Annotated in this window: 20 protein-coding genes; 10 read left to right on the forward strand and 10 right to left on the reverse strand. The window is 34.7% G+C overall.

Features of this window, described 5'->3' with window-relative positions; genetic code table 11:
• Nucleotides 1-109: 109 nt before the first annotated feature.
• Complete coding sequence (locus tag BST92_RS08805) at nt 110-598, reverse strand: metallophosphoesterase family protein (protein ID WP_105071113.1); 489 nt, start codon at nt 596-598, stop codon at nt 110-112.
• A gap of 135 nt (nt 599-733) precedes the next feature.
• On the opposite strand from BST92_RS08805, the gene truA reads away from it, so the two are divergent.
• Genes truA through BST92_RS08820 form a run of 3 tightly spaced genes read left to right on the forward strand, consistent with a single transcriptional unit; the run spans nt 734 to nt 3,734 of the window.
• Nucleotides 734-1,489 carry a tRNA pseudouridine(38-40) synthase TruA gene (gene truA / locus BST92_RS08810; RefSeq protein WP_105071114.1) on the forward strand — a complete coding sequence of 252 codons (756 nt, stop codon included), beginning with the start codon at nt 734-736 and terminating at the stop codon, nt 1,487-1,489.
• Entirely contained in the window at nt 1,486-1,950 is a 465-nt protein-coding gene (locus BST92_RS08815; RefSeq protein WP_105071115.1) for a hypothetical protein, read from the forward strand. The genes truA and BST92_RS08815 overlap by 4 nt, the downstream gene beginning before the upstream one ends.
• Before the next feature lie 2 nt (nt 1,951-1,952).
• On the forward strand, nt 1,953-3,734 hold the full coding sequence (locus tag BST92_RS08820; protein ID WP_105071116.1) for an ABC transporter ATP-binding protein: 1,782 nt from the start codon (nt 1,953-1,955) through the stop codon (nt 3,732-3,734).
• A gap of 52 nt (nt 3,735-3,786) precedes the next feature.
• Here the strand turns inward: BST92_RS08820 and BST92_RS08825 are convergent, their stop codons facing one another.
• Genes BST92_RS08825 through folP form a run of 4 tightly spaced genes read right to left on the reverse strand, consistent with a single transcriptional unit; the run spans nt 3,787 to nt 7,026 of the window.
• A complete protein-coding gene (locus BST92_RS08825) occupies nt 3,787-4,611 on the reverse strand; it encodes a DUF3667 domain-containing protein (RefSeq protein WP_105071117.1) in 825 nt (274 codons plus the stop codon).
• Nucleotides 4,595-5,395, reverse strand: coding sequence for a DUF3667 domain-containing protein (locus BST92_RS08830; RefSeq protein WP_105071118.1), 801 nt, complete (start codon nt 5,393-5,395; stop codon nt 4,595-4,597). Before BST92_RS08830 ends, BST92_RS08825 begins: the two co-directional genes overlap by 17 nt.
• Entirely contained in the window at nt 5,392-6,168 is a 777-nt protein-coding gene (gene cdaA, locus BST92_RS08835) for a diadenylate cyclase CdaA (RefSeq protein ID WP_146105133.1), read from the reverse strand. Before cdaA ends, BST92_RS08830 begins: the two co-directional genes overlap by 4 nt.
• 27 nt (nt 6,169-6,195) lie before the next feature.
• Nucleotides 6,196-7,026 (reverse strand): dihydropteroate synthase, encoded by an 831-nt coding sequence (folP, locus tag BST92_RS08840; protein WP_105071119.1) that lies wholly within the window; start codon nt 7,024-7,026, stop codon nt 6,196-6,198.
• Between the two features lie 56 nt (nt 7,027-7,082).
• Here folP and BST92_RS08845 point away from each other — a divergent pair, with 56 nt between their 5' ends.
• Nucleotides 7,083-7,622 carry a DUF1599 domain-containing protein gene (locus BST92_RS08845; RefSeq protein WP_105071120.1) on the forward strand — a complete coding sequence of 180 codons (540 nt, stop codon included), beginning with the start codon at nt 7,083-7,085 and terminating at the stop codon, nt 7,620-7,622.
• Nucleotides 7,623-7,700: 78 nt separating this feature from the next.
• Here BST92_RS08845 and BST92_RS08850 read toward each other — a convergent pair whose 3' ends face one another.
• On the reverse strand, nt 7,701-8,255 hold the full coding sequence (locus BST92_RS08850) for a thioredoxin family protein (protein WP_105071121.1): 555 nt from the start codon (nt 8,253-8,255) through the stop codon (nt 7,701-7,703).
• 146 nt (nt 8,256-8,401) lie between these two features.
• On the opposite strand from BST92_RS08850, the gene BST92_RS08855 reads away from it, so the two are divergent.
• Complete coding sequence (locus BST92_RS08855; protein WP_105071122.1) at nt 8,402-8,701, forward strand: phosphoribosylpyrophosphate synthetase; 300 nt, start codon at nt 8,402-8,404, stop codon at nt 8,699-8,701.
• A complete protein-coding gene (locus BST92_RS08860; protein WP_105071123.1) occupies nt 8,701-9,033 on the forward strand; it encodes a tRNA-binding protein in 333 nt (110 codons plus the stop codon). The genes BST92_RS08855 and BST92_RS08860 overlap by 1 nt, the downstream gene beginning before the upstream one ends.
• Nucleotides 9,034-9,111: 78 nt before the next feature.
• On the opposite strand, the gene BST92_RS08865 is transcribed toward BST92_RS08860, so the two are convergent.
• Nucleotides 9,112-10,521 (reverse strand): trypsin-like peptidase domain-containing protein, encoded by a 1,410-nt coding sequence (locus BST92_RS08865; protein ID WP_105071124.1) that lies wholly within the window; start codon nt 10,519-10,521, stop codon nt 9,112-9,114.
• Nucleotides 10,522-10,726: 205 nt separating this feature from the next.
• Between BST92_RS08865 and dapF the strand changes: the two genes are divergently transcribed.
• The 4 genes from dapF (at nt 10,727) to BST92_RS08885 (ending at nt 13,945) form a co-directional block, all read left to right on the forward strand.
• Nucleotides 10,727-11,509: a diaminopimelate epimerase gene (gene dapF / locus BST92_RS08870; protein ID WP_105071125.1), complete on the forward strand. Its 783-nt coding sequence runs from the start codon at nt 10,727-10,729 to the stop codon at nt 11,507-11,509.
• Nucleotides 11,506-12,027 carry a GNAT family N-acetyltransferase gene (locus tag BST92_RS08875; protein ID WP_105071126.1) on the forward strand — a complete coding sequence of 174 codons (522 nt, stop codon included), beginning with the start codon at nt 11,506-11,508 and terminating at the stop codon, nt 12,025-12,027. Before dapF ends, BST92_RS08875 begins: the two co-directional genes overlap by 4 nt.
• On the forward strand, nt 12,020-13,066 hold the full coding sequence (mltG, locus tag BST92_RS08880; RefSeq protein ID WP_105071127.1) for an endolytic transglycosylase MltG: 1,047 nt from the start codon (nt 12,020-12,022) through the stop codon (nt 13,064-13,066). Before BST92_RS08875 ends, mltG begins: the two co-directional genes overlap by 8 nt.
• Nucleotides 13,067-13,300: 234 nt before the next feature.
• Complete coding sequence (locus BST92_RS08885) at nt 13,301-13,945, forward strand: peptidoglycan-binding protein LysM (protein WP_105071128.1); 645 nt, start codon at nt 13,301-13,303, stop codon at nt 13,943-13,945.
• Here the strand turns inward: BST92_RS08885 and BST92_RS08890 are convergent.
• From BST92_RS08890 to BST92_RS08900, 3 genes are all read right to left on the reverse strand, one after another.
• A complete protein-coding gene (locus BST92_RS08890) occupies nt 13,932-14,345 on the reverse strand; it encodes a DUF2721 domain-containing protein (protein WP_105071129.1) in 414 nt (137 codons plus the stop codon). The two genes, BST92_RS08885 and BST92_RS08890, sit on opposite strands and share 14 nt — an antisense overlap.
• Nucleotides 14,346-14,435: 90 nt before the next feature.
• Nucleotides 14,436-15,104 (reverse strand): YggS family pyridoxal phosphate-dependent enzyme, encoded by a 669-nt coding sequence (locus BST92_RS08895; RefSeq protein ID WP_105071130.1) that lies wholly within the window; start codon nt 15,102-15,104, stop codon nt 14,436-14,438.
• Nucleotides 15,101-16,324 (reverse strand): DUF1015 domain-containing protein, encoded by a 1,224-nt coding sequence (locus tag BST92_RS08900; RefSeq protein ID WP_105071131.1) that lies wholly within the window; start codon nt 16,322-16,324, stop codon nt 15,101-15,103. The genes BST92_RS08895 and BST92_RS08900 overlap by 4 nt, the downstream gene beginning before the upstream one ends.
• Nucleotides 16,325-16,329: the final 5 nt, after the last annotated feature.

A 16,329-nucleotide genomic window follows, 5' to 3' on the forward strand; every position in this document is an offset into this window, starting at 1 on the left:
ACACTGTATCTTAGTTTATTTAGTGAAAAACCTGCGAGGCGCCACCTTGCAGGTTTTTGTTTTTACGCTTTCGCGAAAGCGTTATTGTTAAGTCCATTAAGTCTACTTTCTAGCGATCCTTCTCAATTAATTCTAGATTTGAAATCTTGCCTTCATTGATTTCAAACCTTAACATTGTGCGTTTTTTATGAAAACCGTGCATGCCTATGGCGCCTGGATTCATGTGAAGACAATTGATTTTTTTATCGTTGACTACTTTAAGAATATGTGAGTGACCGCAAATAAAAATATCTGGTGGATTGTTAAATATTTCTGGTTTAACTCGTTGATTGTACCTGCCGGGATAACCGCCTATGTGTGTTATCCATATATCCATCCCTTCACATATAAAACGATTGTTTTCTGGAAATTGCATTCTTGCTTTATCATCGTCAATATTACCCCACACGGCACGTAGTGGCTTGATAGCAGCTATTTGGTCAGTGACCTTTAAATCTCCTATATCGCCAGCATGCCATACTTCATCGGCTTGATGAATATACTTAATGATAAAGTTATCGATATGACTATGTGTGTCTGAAAGTAATAGAATTTTCATAGTTCAAAGATAGTAAGTGATCGTTGATAGATGGTATTTAAAATGGGTGTTAAGTGTTGTTATTGAAGCATTGATTAATTGTTCTCTTGTTAAATCAGGTTTATAATCCCACTATATCCACTTATCTTTGTATTGATGCTAGAGAAGAGACGTTATTTTATAGAGTTGGCCTATGATGGAACAGCTTATCATGGGTGGCAACGACAGCCACAAAGTATATCTGTGCAAGAAGTTCTAGAAGATGGATTGTGTAAAATGCTAAGGGATAAAATTATTATCCAAGGAGCTGGTAGGACTGATGCTGGTGTGCATGCAGCTTTTATGGTAGCTCATTTTGATTATGCAGGAGAAATAGATTTAGAACATTTAGTATATAGATTGAATAGATGGTTGCCCGGCGATATTGCAGTTTATGAGGTAAAGCCCGTGGTAGAAAATGCGCATGCGCGATTCCATGCTTATAAAAGGTCTTATGAATATCATTTTTTACTGAGACCGGATCCATTTCAAGTCATGCAGGCTTATGTTCTCTTTAGAAAACCAGACTTTAAATTAATGCAGGAAGCGGCAGCTATATTACCAGAATACAAAGATTTTGAATGTTTTTCAAGATCTAATACTGATGTGAAAACATATATATGTGACCTATCTGAGGCTTATTTTGAATTTAAGGAGCATAAAGTAATATTTCATATCACTGCTAATCGATTTTTGCGTAATATGGTTAGGGCAGTAGTAGGAACATTACTAGATATAGGTTATGGTAAAAAAACCATAGATGACTTGCGAGATATCATTGCTTCAAAAAAACGTAGCAATGCGGGAGCAAGTGCTCCTGCAGGAGGATTATTTCTTACTAAAATTCATTATCCAGAGGAGTTATTTTTATGAAAAATGAAATTATCTTTCAAGAAAAACAACGATTTAATCAATGGTGGTTGTGGCTTGTGATTACTGGTTTAGTGATTGTGATGATTTCTCAGTTTAATTGGGATCAAGACTTAATAAGTCAATTCACTATTGATAAAGTTATGCCAAGTGTTATCATAGGTCTTATTTTGGTTTTATTTTTAAGCCTTCAAATGATTACCATAATAACTGATGAAATCATATCTATACGATACTTTCCATTTATAAAGAAAGTGTTTAAATGGTCTGAATTATCAAATGCACAAGTGATAGATTATGGTTTTGTAGGTGGATGGGGAATACGGTTATGGACTGTTTATGGTACTGTTTATAACGTTAAAGGTTCAAAAGGTCTACATGTTAAAATAGCTGGTAAGCAGTATGTTATCGGTACGCAAAAAGAAAAAGAATTGCAGTCTAAAATTGCACATTTATTAAAATAATTATGGCATCTACTACAGGTAATGCATTTAACTTCAAATTGTTTAAGAGATTGATCTCTTACACAAAACCCTACAGAGCTACTTATTACTTTGTTGCAATTTCTGCAATATTGCTGTCTGGTCTTGCTATTGCAATGCCGTATTTAATCAAAGTATTAATTGATGACTATATCATCCCTCAAGAATTAAGTGGTATTTACATAGTAATTTGTGTAATGGTCGCTGCATTGTTGTTAGAGGTGCTGTTACAATTCTCTTTCATATTTTATGCAAACTGGCTGGGGCAACAAGTTATTAGAGATTTAAGATTAAAGCTATTCAGTCATATGCTTAGTTTTAAGATGAAGTATTTTGATAAAAGTGCTGTAGGTAAATTAGTAACTAGAGCAGTTAGTGACATAGAGACTATAGCAAGTATTTTTTCACAAGGTTTATTTGTAATCATTTCAGACCTATTAAAAATGCTAGTAGTACTTGGTTTTATGGCTATTTCTAGTTGGCAGTTGACTTTAGTCTCTTTAATAGTAATGCCATTTATTTTATATGCCACTCGTGTTTTTCAAAAAGCTATGAAAAAAGCCTTTGAAGATGTGCGCAACCAAGTAAGTAACTTAAACTCTTTTGTGCAAGAACGGGTGACAGGAATGAAGATTGTTCAAATCTTTAATCGTGAAAAAGTAGAGTATCAACAATTTAAGGAAATCAATAATCGACACCGTAATGCATGGGTAAAGACAGTATGGTATAACTCTATATTTTTTCCGATTGCTGAAATGGCCTCTAGCATTACCATTGCTTTAATAGTTTTTCTAGGTTTTAAGTTAATGGTTTCTAGTGATACATTAGAAGAAGCTAGTTTACAGATAGGTACTATTGTGATGTTTATACAACTCGCTCAAATGCTCTTCAGACCATTGCGTCAGATCGCAGATAAATTTAATACCTTACAAATGGGTATGGTAGCCGCAAATAGAGTATTTGGTATATTAGATACTGATTCTACTATTGAAAATACAGGAAATGTAAAGGCGTCACATCTTAAAGGTGAGATTGTTTTTGATGACGTTAAATTTAGTTATGTTGATGATGAGTTAGTCCTAAAAGGAATCAGCTTTAAGGTTGATCCTGGTAATACGGTAGCTATTGTAGGTGCCACTGGTGCTGGTAAATCAACTATCATTAATCTACTGTCTAGATTTTATGAAATTAATGATGGAGATATTTTAATAGATGGTGTTAATACAAAGGACTATGATTTGTATAGCTTGCGATCAGAAATAGCAGTGGTTCTTCAAGATGTTTTCTTATTTGCAGATACTATACTTAATAATATAACGCTCAACGAAGCTAGTATAACTGAGGATGACGTCATAAATGCAGCCAAGGAAATAGGTGTCCATAAATTTATTTCATCATTGCCAGGTGGTTACCACTACAATGTTAAAGAACGCGGTGTGATGTTGAGTTCTGGTCAACGACAATTAATTGCTTTTTTAAGAGCATATGTTTCTAATCCTAGTATTCTTGTACTTGATGAGGCAACTAGCTCTGTAGATGGTTATAGTGAGCAGTTGATACAAGAAGCTACAGAAAAGATAACAAAAAACCGCACCTCTATCGTGATTGCACACAGACTCGCTACCATTAAAAAAGCTGATAAAATTATTGTAATGGATGCAGGTCAAATTGTTGAAATTGGTTCGCATTTTGAGCTTCTTCAAAAAACAGATGGGTATTATAAGAATCTTTACGAGGTGCAGTTTGCACAAGAAGAGGTCGCATAATTTTAAATAGCTTGTTGTTAGTTCGCTTTCGCGAAAGCGAACTATTAAACAGCTATACCGGATTTATATATTTTTTATAAATAATAACACCTATAATGGTAAAAATCATGCCAGCCATAAAGGTGATTATAGCAAGAACTACTGAAACGATGATTGCGATAAGTGCTTTGAGAATAGCTTCTTGCCAGTTCAAATACATACATTTTTTATAGCAATACGTATTGTAAGCAAATAGCATAGGATAGGCCAGCATAGACCAGATCATCAATATATCAACGTCAATAAAACTTAATAATATAGAGATAGGTGTCGTAAAAATCACAAAATGGCTATAGGTGTACATATGAAAGACCAGATGCTCTGTAAAATTATATTGCCTATTGCGCCAGAAGGTAATGCGACCTATTAAGGCCAGAATAGGTAAAGTCATAAATACGATCAGACCTTGATACTTTGTAATAAAATCAAAGACATGTCCATTTATTTTATTAGTCTCGGCAATTTTTTCTTCTGTATAGCCTAAGGATCTATAGAATTCATCATTGTTAGCTAATCCAGCGGTAATATCTATATCAAATGTTTTAACAACATACATGTAGATACCACTCATAAAAATAGCTATAAATACATAGCGTATTGCATCCACATAATTCATACGAGCGCCTTTTATGTAGCCATTAATAACCTGATGTGGTTTAGTAAAAAGGTCTATAAAATTACGACCAAATTTAGTGTCTATTCCCAGATACATGTCTGCAAAATCTACACCTACATTGCGCATTGTTATACGTTTTTCAATCCATTTTGCACCGCAATCTGCGCAATATGATTTACCAGCATATACAAGACTGCCACAGTTTTTACAGTTGCGTTCCATTTAAGTTGATATTAATTCCTTCTAATAAATCAGGATAAAAAATCACTATTCCTGCGATAACTATTATCCCAATAATTAAGGTGATCACCGATTGTACAATAAAATATAAAAAGGTCATTAAAATAGTTTTCCAAACCGTTTTCCAAAATGATAATTTAAATATCCTTTTATAGTACCATCCTATCAATATAAAAGAGAAAACGGATAGAATTGAAGACATTTGAAAATAATTCATAGATGTCATAATTATAACGGGTGTCAATAAGACCGTTACTAGATTTATTAACCCAAATACATAACCAAATAATACAAGGTGTTCAACAAAATTATAAGATCTTTTATAAAAGGTTACCCAGCCGGTTAGTGCATAAAAAGGTATAAATATAGAGGTTAAGAGTCCCATATAATCATAGAGGTAGGACAGGTATTCTTGTGCATTTTTCTCATTTGAAGATATGTTGTCAAAGCCTAATAATTCTGGGTAGAAATTTTTAAGTACAAATATGTGTATTCCAAATAGTGTTAGACTAATAAAGAAGAAGTTAATCACATTTACGTACTTTTTACGTTGTCCTGTGATATAACCGTTAATAACATCTTCAGGATATTTAAATAGAGTTATGCAGGTTTTAATGAATACATTCTCTGTACCTAAATAACGCTCAGTAAACTCAGTAGTTATTTTACGAGGTGTAAGTCTGTAGTCCAACCATTGCGCACCACAATGTGGACAAAAGTTGAATTTATTTGAGTATCTAGTTGTGCAGTTTTTACATGTTTTCACTCAAGATGCTTTTTAATTCTTACAGATAGGTCTTCTAAATTTTCAAATGTTTCAAATTCTGCATTATTAATTAAAGAAATTTGACCGGTTTCTTCACTTACTGCAATAGCGATAGCGTTACTTCTTTCAGTAACACCTACCGCAGCTCTATGGCGCAAGCCAAAACGTTGCGGAATACTCCTATTATCTGATACTGGTAAGATAACTCGAGTGGCGGTAATGCGATTTCCTTCAATAATCATAGCACCATCGTGCAATGGTGAGTTTTTAAAGAAAATACTTTTAATAATAGATTTATTAACGATTATATCTTGTTCATCACCAGTGTTTTTTACAAAATCTAATGATCCATCTCTTTTAATTACTATTAATGCGCCTGTAAAAGTTTTAGACATTTCGTCACAAGCTTTAACTATTTGATCTACTGCAGTATGGTCTGTGTCTGCGTCATCTTTAAAAAAATGTAGCTGTTTTAAAAAACCCTTACGAGATGTGAAATTTGTTGAGCCCAGCATCAATAAGAATTTTCTAATTTCTTGTTGAAAAACAACAATTAATGCAAAAACGCCAGCGCCAGTAAAAGCTCCTAAAGCACGACTAAGTAACTCCATTTTAAGGGTCTCTGTAATACTATAAATAATGTAGATGATTACAATACCTATAAAAATATTTATCGCAGGTGTACCTTTCACCAGTCTATATAAATAAAAAGTCAGCGCTGCCACTAACAAAATATCTATAACGTCGAGAATTCTTAAATCTGGTAATTCCAATGGGATCGGTTTTTGTAAAAATAGAATTTAATTTGCTTCTATCATATGATAAAGCTTTATCACTTCCATAGCTTCATTTACGTCATGTACCCTTAGAATAGAAGCGCCTTGCTGTAGACATATCATATGTAGGGCACTGGTGCCATTTAATGCTTGTGTTGCCTTAATGTCTAGTGTTTTGTAAATCATCGATTTACGAGAAATTCCTGATAGAATAGGGACATTATGAAGCTTTACTAGACCTTGGTTTTGAAGTAAGTGATAATTTTGATTCACTGTTTTAGCAAATCCATATCCTGGATCAATTATAATATCATCAATTCCAGCTGCTCTTGCTGTAGCAATACGTTCGGAAAAATAAAAATTAATATCTTTTATAAGATTGTTATATTTATTTAATGATCTCATTGTTTGTGGTGTACCACGCATGTGCATCATTATATATGGTACTCGATGTTGAGCTACCGTTTCAATCATCTTTTCATCAATCATTCCAGCACTTATATCATTTACTATATTGACACCATGCTGTATTGCTTGATCTACCACTCGTGAGCGGAAGCTGTCTATACTAAGATTAAGATCTTTAAATTCCTTGATTAATATATCAATCATAGGAATTACGCGATTCAATTCTTCATCAACAGTGATATCCATTCCGTCTGGTCTGGAACTATAACCACCTATATCTATAAATGTAGCACCATCAGCTAACATTTTATTGACCTGTTGTAATAAATCAATATCAGATTTTAATTTTCCGCCATCATAGAAAGAATCAGGTGTGACATTAACTATACCCATCACATGTGGAGTGGATAGGTCTATTAAATGACCGTTACAATTGATGGTATGCATTAAATTATGGTTATTTGAAATTTAAAGCCGAAATTTACACAAAATTTTATCCGTTTATGTCCCAGACCAGCCAGCAATACGATGCCGTAATCACAACTTGCAGAGATCTATTCTCAAAGAAAATGAAAGATTATGGAAGTGCCTGGCGCATTTTAAGGTTACCATCACTAACAGATCAGATATTTATTAAAGCACAACGCATTAGAGGATTACAAACACTTGCAGAGTCTAAGGTAGATGAAGGTCAGGAAAGTGAATTTATAGGTATCATTAATTACTCTATTATGGCGCTAGTTCAACTAGAAAAAGGTGTCGTTGAACAACCGGACTTAACACTAGAGCAATCGCTAGAATTATACGATTATCATGTAGGAATAACTAAGCAGTTGATGATGGATAAAAATCACGATTATGGTGAAGCATGGCGTGATATGAGAGTGAGCTCGCTTACTGATTTAATTCTTCAAAAACTCTTGAGAGTAAAGCAAATTGAGGATAATGAAGGTAAAACTATCGTGTCTGAAGGTCTAGATGCAAATTACCAAGACATGATTAATTATGCCGTATTTGCTATGATTCACTTAGGAGCAAAATAATCTCAAGACTTAATTATAAACCCTTCATCAATAGATAAGTACTAGCGGTAAATTAAAATCTTGCTAGTGTATTTTAAATTATTTCCATTTAATACCGCAGCCCATACTAGGCTTTTGGATCATAGGAACTTTTTTATTGCCCATTATAGCATCCATTGCCTCACGTAAAGAGCGTCCTGTTAAAGGTATACCATTGCCTGGTCTAGAATCGTCTAATTGACCACGGTAGACCAGATAATCTTCACTATCAAATAGGTAAAAATCTGGTGTGCACGCCGCAGCATAAGCTTTGGCAATCTCTTGACTTTCATCAAATAAATATGGAAATGTGTAGTCGTTATCCATGGCTGTCTTATACATTAAGTCAGGTGAGTCTTGTGGATACTTTACAATATCATTGCTAGAAATGGCTACAAAGCCAAATCCCAATATTCTATAGTCATTTGCCATTCTCACAATTTCTTCATTTACATGAATAACAAATGGGCAGTGATTGCATATAAACATTACCACAGTGCCTTTTTTACCTTTCACGTCATTAAATGACAGCGTATCACCACTAATGGTGTCTAATAAGTGAAACTGTGGCGCTTTAGTATTTAAGGGCAGCATTGTAGAAGGTGTGAGTGCCATTTAATTTTTTATAATTAGTAGTAAAAAGTTCAATTTCGTTACGCTTTCGCGGGAGCGATTCTCAACTTCATATGTAAAATTCAATACTTAAAGTTTTTTAAACCTGTAAGGAATGGTCTAATTTTTTTTAAATTTAAAATAAAAAGATGAAAAAAGGATATGACACAGTAACGGAAGCCATTGAAGATTTACAATCTAAGGGATACACCATCGATTTTGATCTAGTAGAGGATGGAGTCCATTCCAAGCATTTGAAGAAAGAATGGAAAGCAGGAGAAATAGAGGTGAAAGAATTCTACAGATTTGAAGGAATGACTAATCCTGGTGATAACATGATCTTATATGCACTTGAGTGTGCAGATGGTGAAAAAGGTATATTGCTAGACGCTTATGGAGCAGATGTAGCTATATCTCGTGAAATGATTGAAAAGCTAAGAATGCATTAATGGAGATCTCTTGGAGTGATTTTGAAAAGATAGATATGCGAGTAGGTACCGTGCTTACCGCCAGTGATTTTCCAGAGGCAAAAAATGCTGCATATCAATTACAGATCGACTTTGGTCCTATGGGAACTAGAAAAACTAGTGCGCAAATAACTAAGCGTTATGATAAAAAAGAATTGATAGGAAAACAGGTTATTGCCATTATCAATTTTCCAAAAAAACAAATAGCAAATTTCATGAGTGAATGCCTTGTGTTAGGAGTAGTAGGAGATAATAAAGACGTGATACTTTTACAGCCTAGTGATACTGCTTGCAATGGTGATAGAGTAGGTTAGCTAGCCCTACCAGATGGAAAGGAATAGTTCAAAATAAAAGCAGCTCTTAATTAAGAGCTGCTTTTTTATTTTAAGAGATTAATTCACCGTATAACGGAAACGTTCAATTTCACCTCTAGAGTTTTTCATTTGTATTAATAAGGTCTCGTTAGGCACTACATCTCGTAAGACAGCTTGTATATCATCGATATCAGCGACATCTGTATCATTTACTTTTGTAACAATATAGTCGCTAAGGTTATAACGAGATAATTTCCCTATTGTTTTTGTGATTTTCACACCTTCTTTAACGTTAAAAACTTTCTTTTCCTCACTTGTAAGATTACGTAATTCCATTTCTATTTGAGGAATCGTGACCGTATTATTTCTTGAAATTGTTATAGGTATATTGATGAGGTTATTTTTTCTAATGACTTCAGCATTCACAATATCGCCTGGGTTTTTAGTTTTGATATACCCAGATAATTCAGAGAATTTACTGATTTTAACTCCATCTAACGATGTTATAACATCACCTTTTCTAAGATCGCTTTTAGCAGCACCACTATCTTCTACGATTTCTGCTACATAGATTCCTTCAGTGGAGTTAAGGCCAAATTCCTTAGAGTTTGTCCCATTTAAATCAGTTCCTCTTATGCCCAACATACCTTTCTGTACAAAACCAAACTCCATAAAATCCTCTATGATTTTACGAGCATTATTAGACGGCACTGCAAATGAGTAACCTATATAAGAACCTGTTTGAGATTTAATTGCTGTGTTGATACCTATTAATTCACCGCGCGTGTTTACTAACGCACCACCAGAATTACCTGGGTTTACAGCAGCATCAGTTTGTATAAAGGATTGAATGTTCTGATCTCTTGATTCGAGATCACGACCTTTAGCACTTATTATCCCAGCAGTTACTGTGCTAGTTAAATTAAATGGGTTACCTACAGCTAGGACCCATTCACCGATTTTTGCATTGTTTGAATCGCCAAAAGGAACAAACGGTAAATCTTCATCTGTTTCAATCTTTATCAATGCAATATCACTTTCTTCATCGGCACCTATAAGCTCAGCTTTATAGGATTGATTATTATTTAAAGTCACCTGTAAGTGATTAGAATTTTTAATCACATGATTATTAGTGATAATATAACCATCTGGTGTAATGATTACACCGCTACCAGTACCTATAGCTTCACGATATGGAGTGCGTCCTGCCCATACATCAGCCATGGACATAGGTGCTCTCGCTACAGTTTTGTTAATAACGTGAACTACTGAATGTACTGTTTTTTCTGCTGCTTCAGTAAAATCTACACCAGCAATAGAAGTGTTGCCAGTATAAGAAACAGGAGTTACTGGTAATGGACTTTCCACCACAGCCGGTTGGGTGATGATATGGTTGCTAGAGTCTTCATTCTGTACCAGCTGGTAACCGCCTAATGCGACTATTCCACCTAGAATAGCCATTCCTAGAGATTTGATAATTGTTTTCATTTGCTTTCTTTTTCTATTATGACTTAATAACTTAAAATTAGTTTAGTGATTGTACAATACATATTAGTTTAACCTTATTTAACAGTTGTGAATAAGCTTTTTAACAAATCGTTTTTTTAAATAAATCATATACTTAGATACCTATATAATTAAGAAATTGCAGTCATAAGAGCTAGAAAAAAGTTTTCGCTTTACCTTTGCAGTTATGAGCCACATACACTTCTATAAATATCAAGGAACCGGTAACGACTTTGTCATGATTGATAATCGTGATCAATTATTTTCCAAAAACGATACCAAACTCATAGAGTTATTATGTGACCGTAAATTTGGCATAGGTGCAGATGGACTAATCTTATTAGAAAATCATCCTACGGCACATTTTAAAATGGTCTATTATAACGCAGATGGGCAAGAAAGTACCATGTGTGGTAATGGAGGAAGATGCCTTGTGCGATTTGCACAATTTCTAGAAATTATCAAAGACACAGCAACCTTTGAAGCAATAGATGGTATGCATCACGCTCGAGTTGTAGATGATATATCTATCAGTTTGCAAATGAGTGATGTCACAGAAATGAGGATAGAAAACACCTATGTGTATACAGATACAGGATCGCCACATCATGTTCAGCTTACTGAAAATTTGACAGAAATAGATGTTTATAAAGAAGGAAAGTACTTGCGAGATAATGTATATGGAAAAGCTGGTGCAAATATTAATTTTGTTCAGCTTCAAGATAGCAACACTTTTAAAGTACGTACTTATGAACGTGGAGTAGAGGATGAAACACTAAGTTGCGGTACTGGCGTCACAGCTGTTGCTATTGCTATGCACAAGACTAACCACACTGCGTCTAATGAGGTGACTTTAGAAACACCTGGTGGTGTTTTAAAAGTATCTTTTGAAGCTTGTGATACTGGATATGAAAATATATGGCTGACAGGTCCTGCACTGCAAGTATTTAAAGGAACCTTTACCGCATGATGTTGCAGTCCCAACATTGCTTCTTGAGAGCTGTAGATCCCGAGGATATGGAATTTATCTATAAATTAGAAAATAATTCTGAGTTATGGGAAGTGGGAAATACATGGACACCATTTTCAAAATATACCATAAGAGAATATCTAGAAAATGCACATCGTGATATCTATGAGGTTAAGCAATTGCGACTTGCCATTTGTAATTTAAAAGAAGAAATAATAGGTGTTGTGGATCTTTACGATTTTGATCCTTATCATAAACGTGCTGGTGTAGGAATCGTGATATCTCAACATGCTGATAGGCAAAAAGGTTATGCCTCTCAAGGATTACAGTTAATGATCGATTATGCTTTTAAACATTTAAGATTACACCAGTTATATGCCGGTGTTACTGAAGATAATGTGGCTAGTAGAAGATTGTTTGAGAAATTACGCTTTCGCGAAAGCGGAATAAAAAAAGACTGGATTGCCACAGAAACATCATATAAAAACGAAATCACCTACCAGCTTATCAATGAATAAATATAAAAACGTAATTGTAGGAGTAGCCCTAGTAGGACTGATAGCAATGTCAGTGTTTGCTTATAAAGTATACAGTACATTTTTTAGTGCAAACACTAATTTTGATACACAAACCTATGAAGTCTTTATTCCTTCTACTGCAGATTATAATGCTGCTTTTATGCTTGTAGCAGACGCTGTTGATGACAGAGACGCATTTCATGAAACAGCTGTCCGTAAAGGTTATAATTCAAACATAAAACCTGGTCGTTACATTCTAAAGAAAGGAATGAGTAATAATGATATTATCAATACGATACGCAGTCAAAACCAACCTGTTAAGGTGCGATTTAATAATCAAGAACGATTAGAAGATCTAGCCGGACGGCTAGCACAGCAGGTGGAACCAGATAGCCTCACTCTATTAAAAGTGATGAAAGATCCAGCATTTTTAAAAGAACATGGGTTTACAGAAGAAACTGCACTGACTATGTATATGCCTAATTCTTATGATTGCTACTGGAATACTAGTGCTGTAAAGCTGAGAGATAAAATGTTAAGTGCTTATGAGAATTTCTGGAACGAAGACAGACTTGCTAAAGCAAAAAAGATCGATCTCACACCTCAAGAAGTATATACACTTGCCAGTATAGTCCAGAAAGAAACAGCTAAAGCAGATGAACGTCCTAGAGTAGCTGGTGTTTACATGAATAGATTAAATAGAGGTATAAAGCTAGATGCAGACCCAACCGTTATTTATGCTAAAAAATTAAAGGAAAAAGACTTCAGTCAGACTATTAAACGTGTGTTATACGTTGATTTAACTATCGATTCTCCTTATAATACTTACAAATATTCTAGTTTACCACCTGGACCTATAGTAACACCAGACCTGAACGCTATCGACGCAGTTCTTAATTATGAGAAACATGGCTATTATTATTTTGTTGCTAATGTTGAAAATTTTGGATATCATAAGTTTGCTAAGACTTTAAGTCAACATAATGTAAATGCAGCTGCTTATCGCAGATGGGTGAGTAGGCAAGGAATAAATAGGTAAGTTGTTTCTTCAAGAAAAGCCATATTATTAACTGGTTTCTATTCAAAATATATAAAATTATCTTTAGTTAAGTTTTTGAAAATCTATGTGAAATACTGTGTATGATTTTGGTTTTCAAATATTTATGAGTCTGTTGGGACTAATTTAACATCTTAAAAATCCACAACCATTAATTAGTCGTAAATTTGCGCCGCGTTAAAGAAAGGGTGACAGTAACTTTCGAAAACAAAATTTATGAAATCACGTCATGTGTATTTGGTTGTTTTACCATTAGTGTTAATCTTCTGGTCTTTTAGTAATAACCACTTGAAATTAGATTCTGGTGTTTTTAAAACCAGTGATAATAATATCAATGAAGAGTTCTATGATGCAGATGCTTTTATAGGCCCTGTGACAAGCTCTAATTTATTTGATGTACGCTATTACTCTTTAGCGATTACACCACCAGATTCATTTTTAACCTTTAGAGAAGCTTTAGCTTTTAAGGAATCCCAAGGGAAATTTTGGAAAGTCAATAGTCTCGGTTATATGGGGAAATATCAATTTGGTATGACCACATTAGAAACTTTAGGCATTAGAGATTCTTTACAATTTTTGAGATCACCTAGACTACAAGAACGTGTTTTTATAAAAAACCTACGTTACAATCACGAGATTCTAGAGCCATATATTGAAAAATATGCCGGTAAAAAAGTAGGAGGAATTTACGTGACTGAAAGTGGTATTCTAGCTGCTGCGCACCTATCTGGTCCCGGTGGTGTAAAACGTTTCTTTAAAACTAAAGGTCGTAAGTCTAATCGTGATGCTTATGGTAGTTCTGTAAAGACGTATATGAAACGTTTTGGAGGTTATGACTTAAGTGAAGTTATCGATTATTAACGTCCATTCCGTTTTTACTAATGCTTTCCAGTTGGATTGATAGTGCTTTAGTAGACAACTGCACCTCTATAAGTGATAGAATAAGTGATATCATTAAAGCCAGTAAACTGATTCCGAAAACTAGATTTGCCCAAAAATCCAATTCTATATAAATTAAGAACATCGTGATTACCGCAAGTAAGAAACTTAAAATAGCAACGGCTTGCATATTTTTAATGATGGTCAGTCGCTTTCTTAATTTTTGAACTTGAATACGTATTTTATCTGATGGATTTTCTTCGTACTTAGCATATAGATTTCTTATTAACGCTGCAATCGCTAGATAACGTGCGTTATAAGCCAGCATGGTTAATGATATGGCTGGGAAGAGTAGGGCTGGTATGCTTAGGGATAATTCCAAAACTTGATTTTTAGTTAACTAATGATTACGTTATCAGACATTGAAAGTTTTATATCTACAGTGAATGAAGTCTTTAAATAAACACTGTGGTTAAGCTCTACTCCCAAAAATCGCACTACCTATCCTCACCATCGTGCTGCCTTCTTCTATCGCGATTTTATAATCGCCTGTCATTCCCATAGAAAGTGTTTTCAAATCGTGTGAATCACTAATCAGGTGATTGTCGTTGATATGATCTAGTAATGTTTTGAGACTTTTAAACTCTTTACGTACTTGTTCTTCATTATCTGTAAAAGTGGCCATGCCCATCAGTCCTGTGATGCGCACGTTTTTATAACCTGCAAAGGCATCACTGCTTAATAACTCGAGCAGTTCATTTTGATCAAAACCAAATTTTGTTTCCTCTTCAGCAATATGAATCTGTAAAAGACAATCGATGACTCTTTCGTTTTTTTCTGCTTGTTTGTTGATTTCCTTGAGTAATCGTGGTGAATCCACACTGTGAATTAAATGAACATAAGGCGCCATATATTTTACCTTATTGCGCTGTGTGTGACCTATCATGTGCCAGTAAATGTCCTTAGGTAGCGTTTCCCATTTTTCGGTCATTTCCTGAATTTTATTCTCGCCAAAGTGTCTTTGTCCAGCATCATAAGCTTCTTGCACATCGCTTATAGGTTTGGTTTTGCTTACGGCAACTAGAGTGGCTTTGGGTTCTATGCTTTCGCGAAAGCGTAATAAATGATCTTTTATGCTCATGATTCAAATTCGTAAATGGTAAGGCCGCTAGGTAACTTAGGTCTGATGTAAGTGCTTTTAGGTGGCATGATTAGAGACTCGTCTGCGATGGATTTCATTTGCTCTACTGTGGCTGGGAATAAACCAAAACCAACGGCAAATTCATTTTTATCTACTCGATCTTTAATGCGCAATAAATCTGTTTGTCCATAGCTATAAGCGATACGAGAATCGTTGCGCAAGTCCTCTATGCCTAATATAGGATTTAAGACCAAATCAAATAACATTTGAGTGTCCAGATCATCGAGTGGTGTTTCAATGTTATAAGTGTCTTTACGTAAATACAAACTGTAAAACTCGCCATCTAGATACATAGAGAAATGGTGTTTTTTTGATGGTTTGTACATCTCCAGACCACGATTCTGTATGCGGAATTTCATATCCAGTTGCATGAGAAAAGCTTCTTTACTCAAACCGTTTAGATCTTTAATGAGTCTATTAAATTCATAGATACGCAACTGACTTTGAGCGATGAGGTAGCTCATAAAGTGATTATAGCTGTCGTGCTTTTCTCCCATCTCACTAGCGAGTAGGGAAGAACTGGCACTACGATGGTGACCATCTGCAATATAGATGTGTGGCATGGCTGCAAATTGCTGTTGCAATAACTCTATATGATGGATGTCTTTTATCACCCATAGTTTATGACAACTGCGATCTGTGGTGACAAAATCATAGACAGGTCTTTGCTTTTTTTCATGGTCAATTACTTCATCAATAACGTGGTCATCTGGATAGGTGAGTAGTACAGGCTCTGCATTAAAGCCTACTGTTTTTAAGTAGTCTTTAAATAACTTTTCTCGTTGTTCTAAAGTGTCTTCATGCTTTTTAATCTTTCCATTATCATAGTCTGATGTAGCAGTTCCGGCTATGATGCCTGTGTATGAGTGTACTGCATCTGACCTTTCATAGATGTAAAATACAGGCGACTTATCTTGAACAAGGTATTGTTCTTCCTTAAATTCTAGATACCGATTGCGCACTAGATTAAATCGCTCTTCTCCTTTAAGGCTATTACTGAATTTATAACCAGGATTGAGAATGTGCAAAAAGCTAAAGGGATTATATTTTAAAATCGCCTCTAGCTCTGTGTCACTATAATCTTGATAGGTGCGCGATATGACGTGTGACGCCATATGCGGTGCTGCTCTTACTCCTTTAAAAGGTTTTATGATGGGCATTTAAA

The organism is Nonlabens arenilitoris, from assembly GCF_002954765.1.
Classification (GTDB): domain Bacteria; phylum Bacteroidota; class Bacteroidia; order Flavobacteriales; family Flavobacteriaceae; genus Nonlabens; species Nonlabens arenilitoris.

Bases quoted from the DNA above. Each gene is read 5' to 3' on its own strand.
- BST92_RS08850 (WP_105071121.1), bottom strand. From the start codon at position 8,255: ATGGCACTCACACCTTCTACAATGCTGCCCTTAAATACTAAAGCGCCA.
- dapF (WP_105071125.1), top strand. From the start codon at position 10,727: ATGAGCCACATACACTTCTATAAATATCAAGGAACCGGTAACGACTTT.
- mltG (WP_105071127.1), top strand. From the start codon at position 12,020: ATGAATAAATATAAAAACGTAATTGTAGGAGTAGCCCTAGTAGGACTG.
- BST92_RS08820 (WP_105071116.1), top strand. From the start codon at position 1,953: ATGGCATCTACTACAGGTAATGCATTTAACTTCAAATTGTTTAAGAGA.
- BST92_RS08815 (WP_105071115.1), top strand. From the start codon at position 1,486: ATGAAAAATGAAATTATCTTTCAAGAAAAACAACGATTTAATCAATGG.
- BST92_RS08900 (WP_105071131.1), bottom strand. From the start codon at position 16,324: ATGCCCATCATAAAACCTTTTAAAGGAGTAAGAGCAGCACCGCATATG.
- BST92_RS08865 (WP_105071124.1), bottom strand. From the start codon at position 10,521: ATGAAAACAATTATCAAATCTCTAGGAATGGCTATTCTAGGTGGAATA.
- BST92_RS08860 (WP_105071123.1), top strand. From the start codon at position 8,701: ATGGAGATCTCTTGGAGTGATTTTGAAAAGATAGATATGCGAGTAGGT.
- BST92_RS08885 (WP_105071128.1), top strand. From the start codon at position 13,301: ATGAAATCACGTCATGTGTATTTGGTTGTTTTACCATTAGTGTTAATC.
- BST92_RS08825 (WP_105071117.1), bottom strand. From the start codon at position 4,611: ATGGAACGCAACTGTAAAAACTGTGGCAGTCTTGTATATGCTGGTAAA.
- BST92_RS08805 (WP_105071113.1), bottom strand. From the start codon at position 598: ATGAAAATTCTATTACTTTCAGACACACATAGTCATATCGATAACTTT.
- BST92_RS08845 (WP_105071120.1), top strand. From the start codon at position 7,083: ATGTCCCAGACCAGCCAGCAATACGATGCCGTAATCACAACTTGCAGA.
- truA (WP_105071114.1), top strand. From the start codon at position 734: ATGCTAGAGAAGAGACGTTATTTTATAGAGTTGGCCTATGATGGAACA.
- BST92_RS08855 (WP_105071122.1), top strand. From the start codon at position 8,402: ATGAAAAAAGGATATGACACAGTAACGGAAGCCATTGAAGATTTACAA.
- BST92_RS08875 (WP_105071126.1), top strand. From the start codon at position 11,506: ATGATGTTGCAGTCCCAACATTGCTTCTTGAGAGCTGTAGATCCCGAG.
- BST92_RS08895 (WP_105071130.1), bottom strand. From the start codon at position 15,104: ATGAGCATAAAAGATCATTTATTACGCTTTCGCGAAAGCATAGAACCC.
- folP (WP_105071119.1), bottom strand. From the start codon at position 7,026: ATGCATACCATCAATTGTAACGGTCATTTAATAGACCTATCCACTCCA.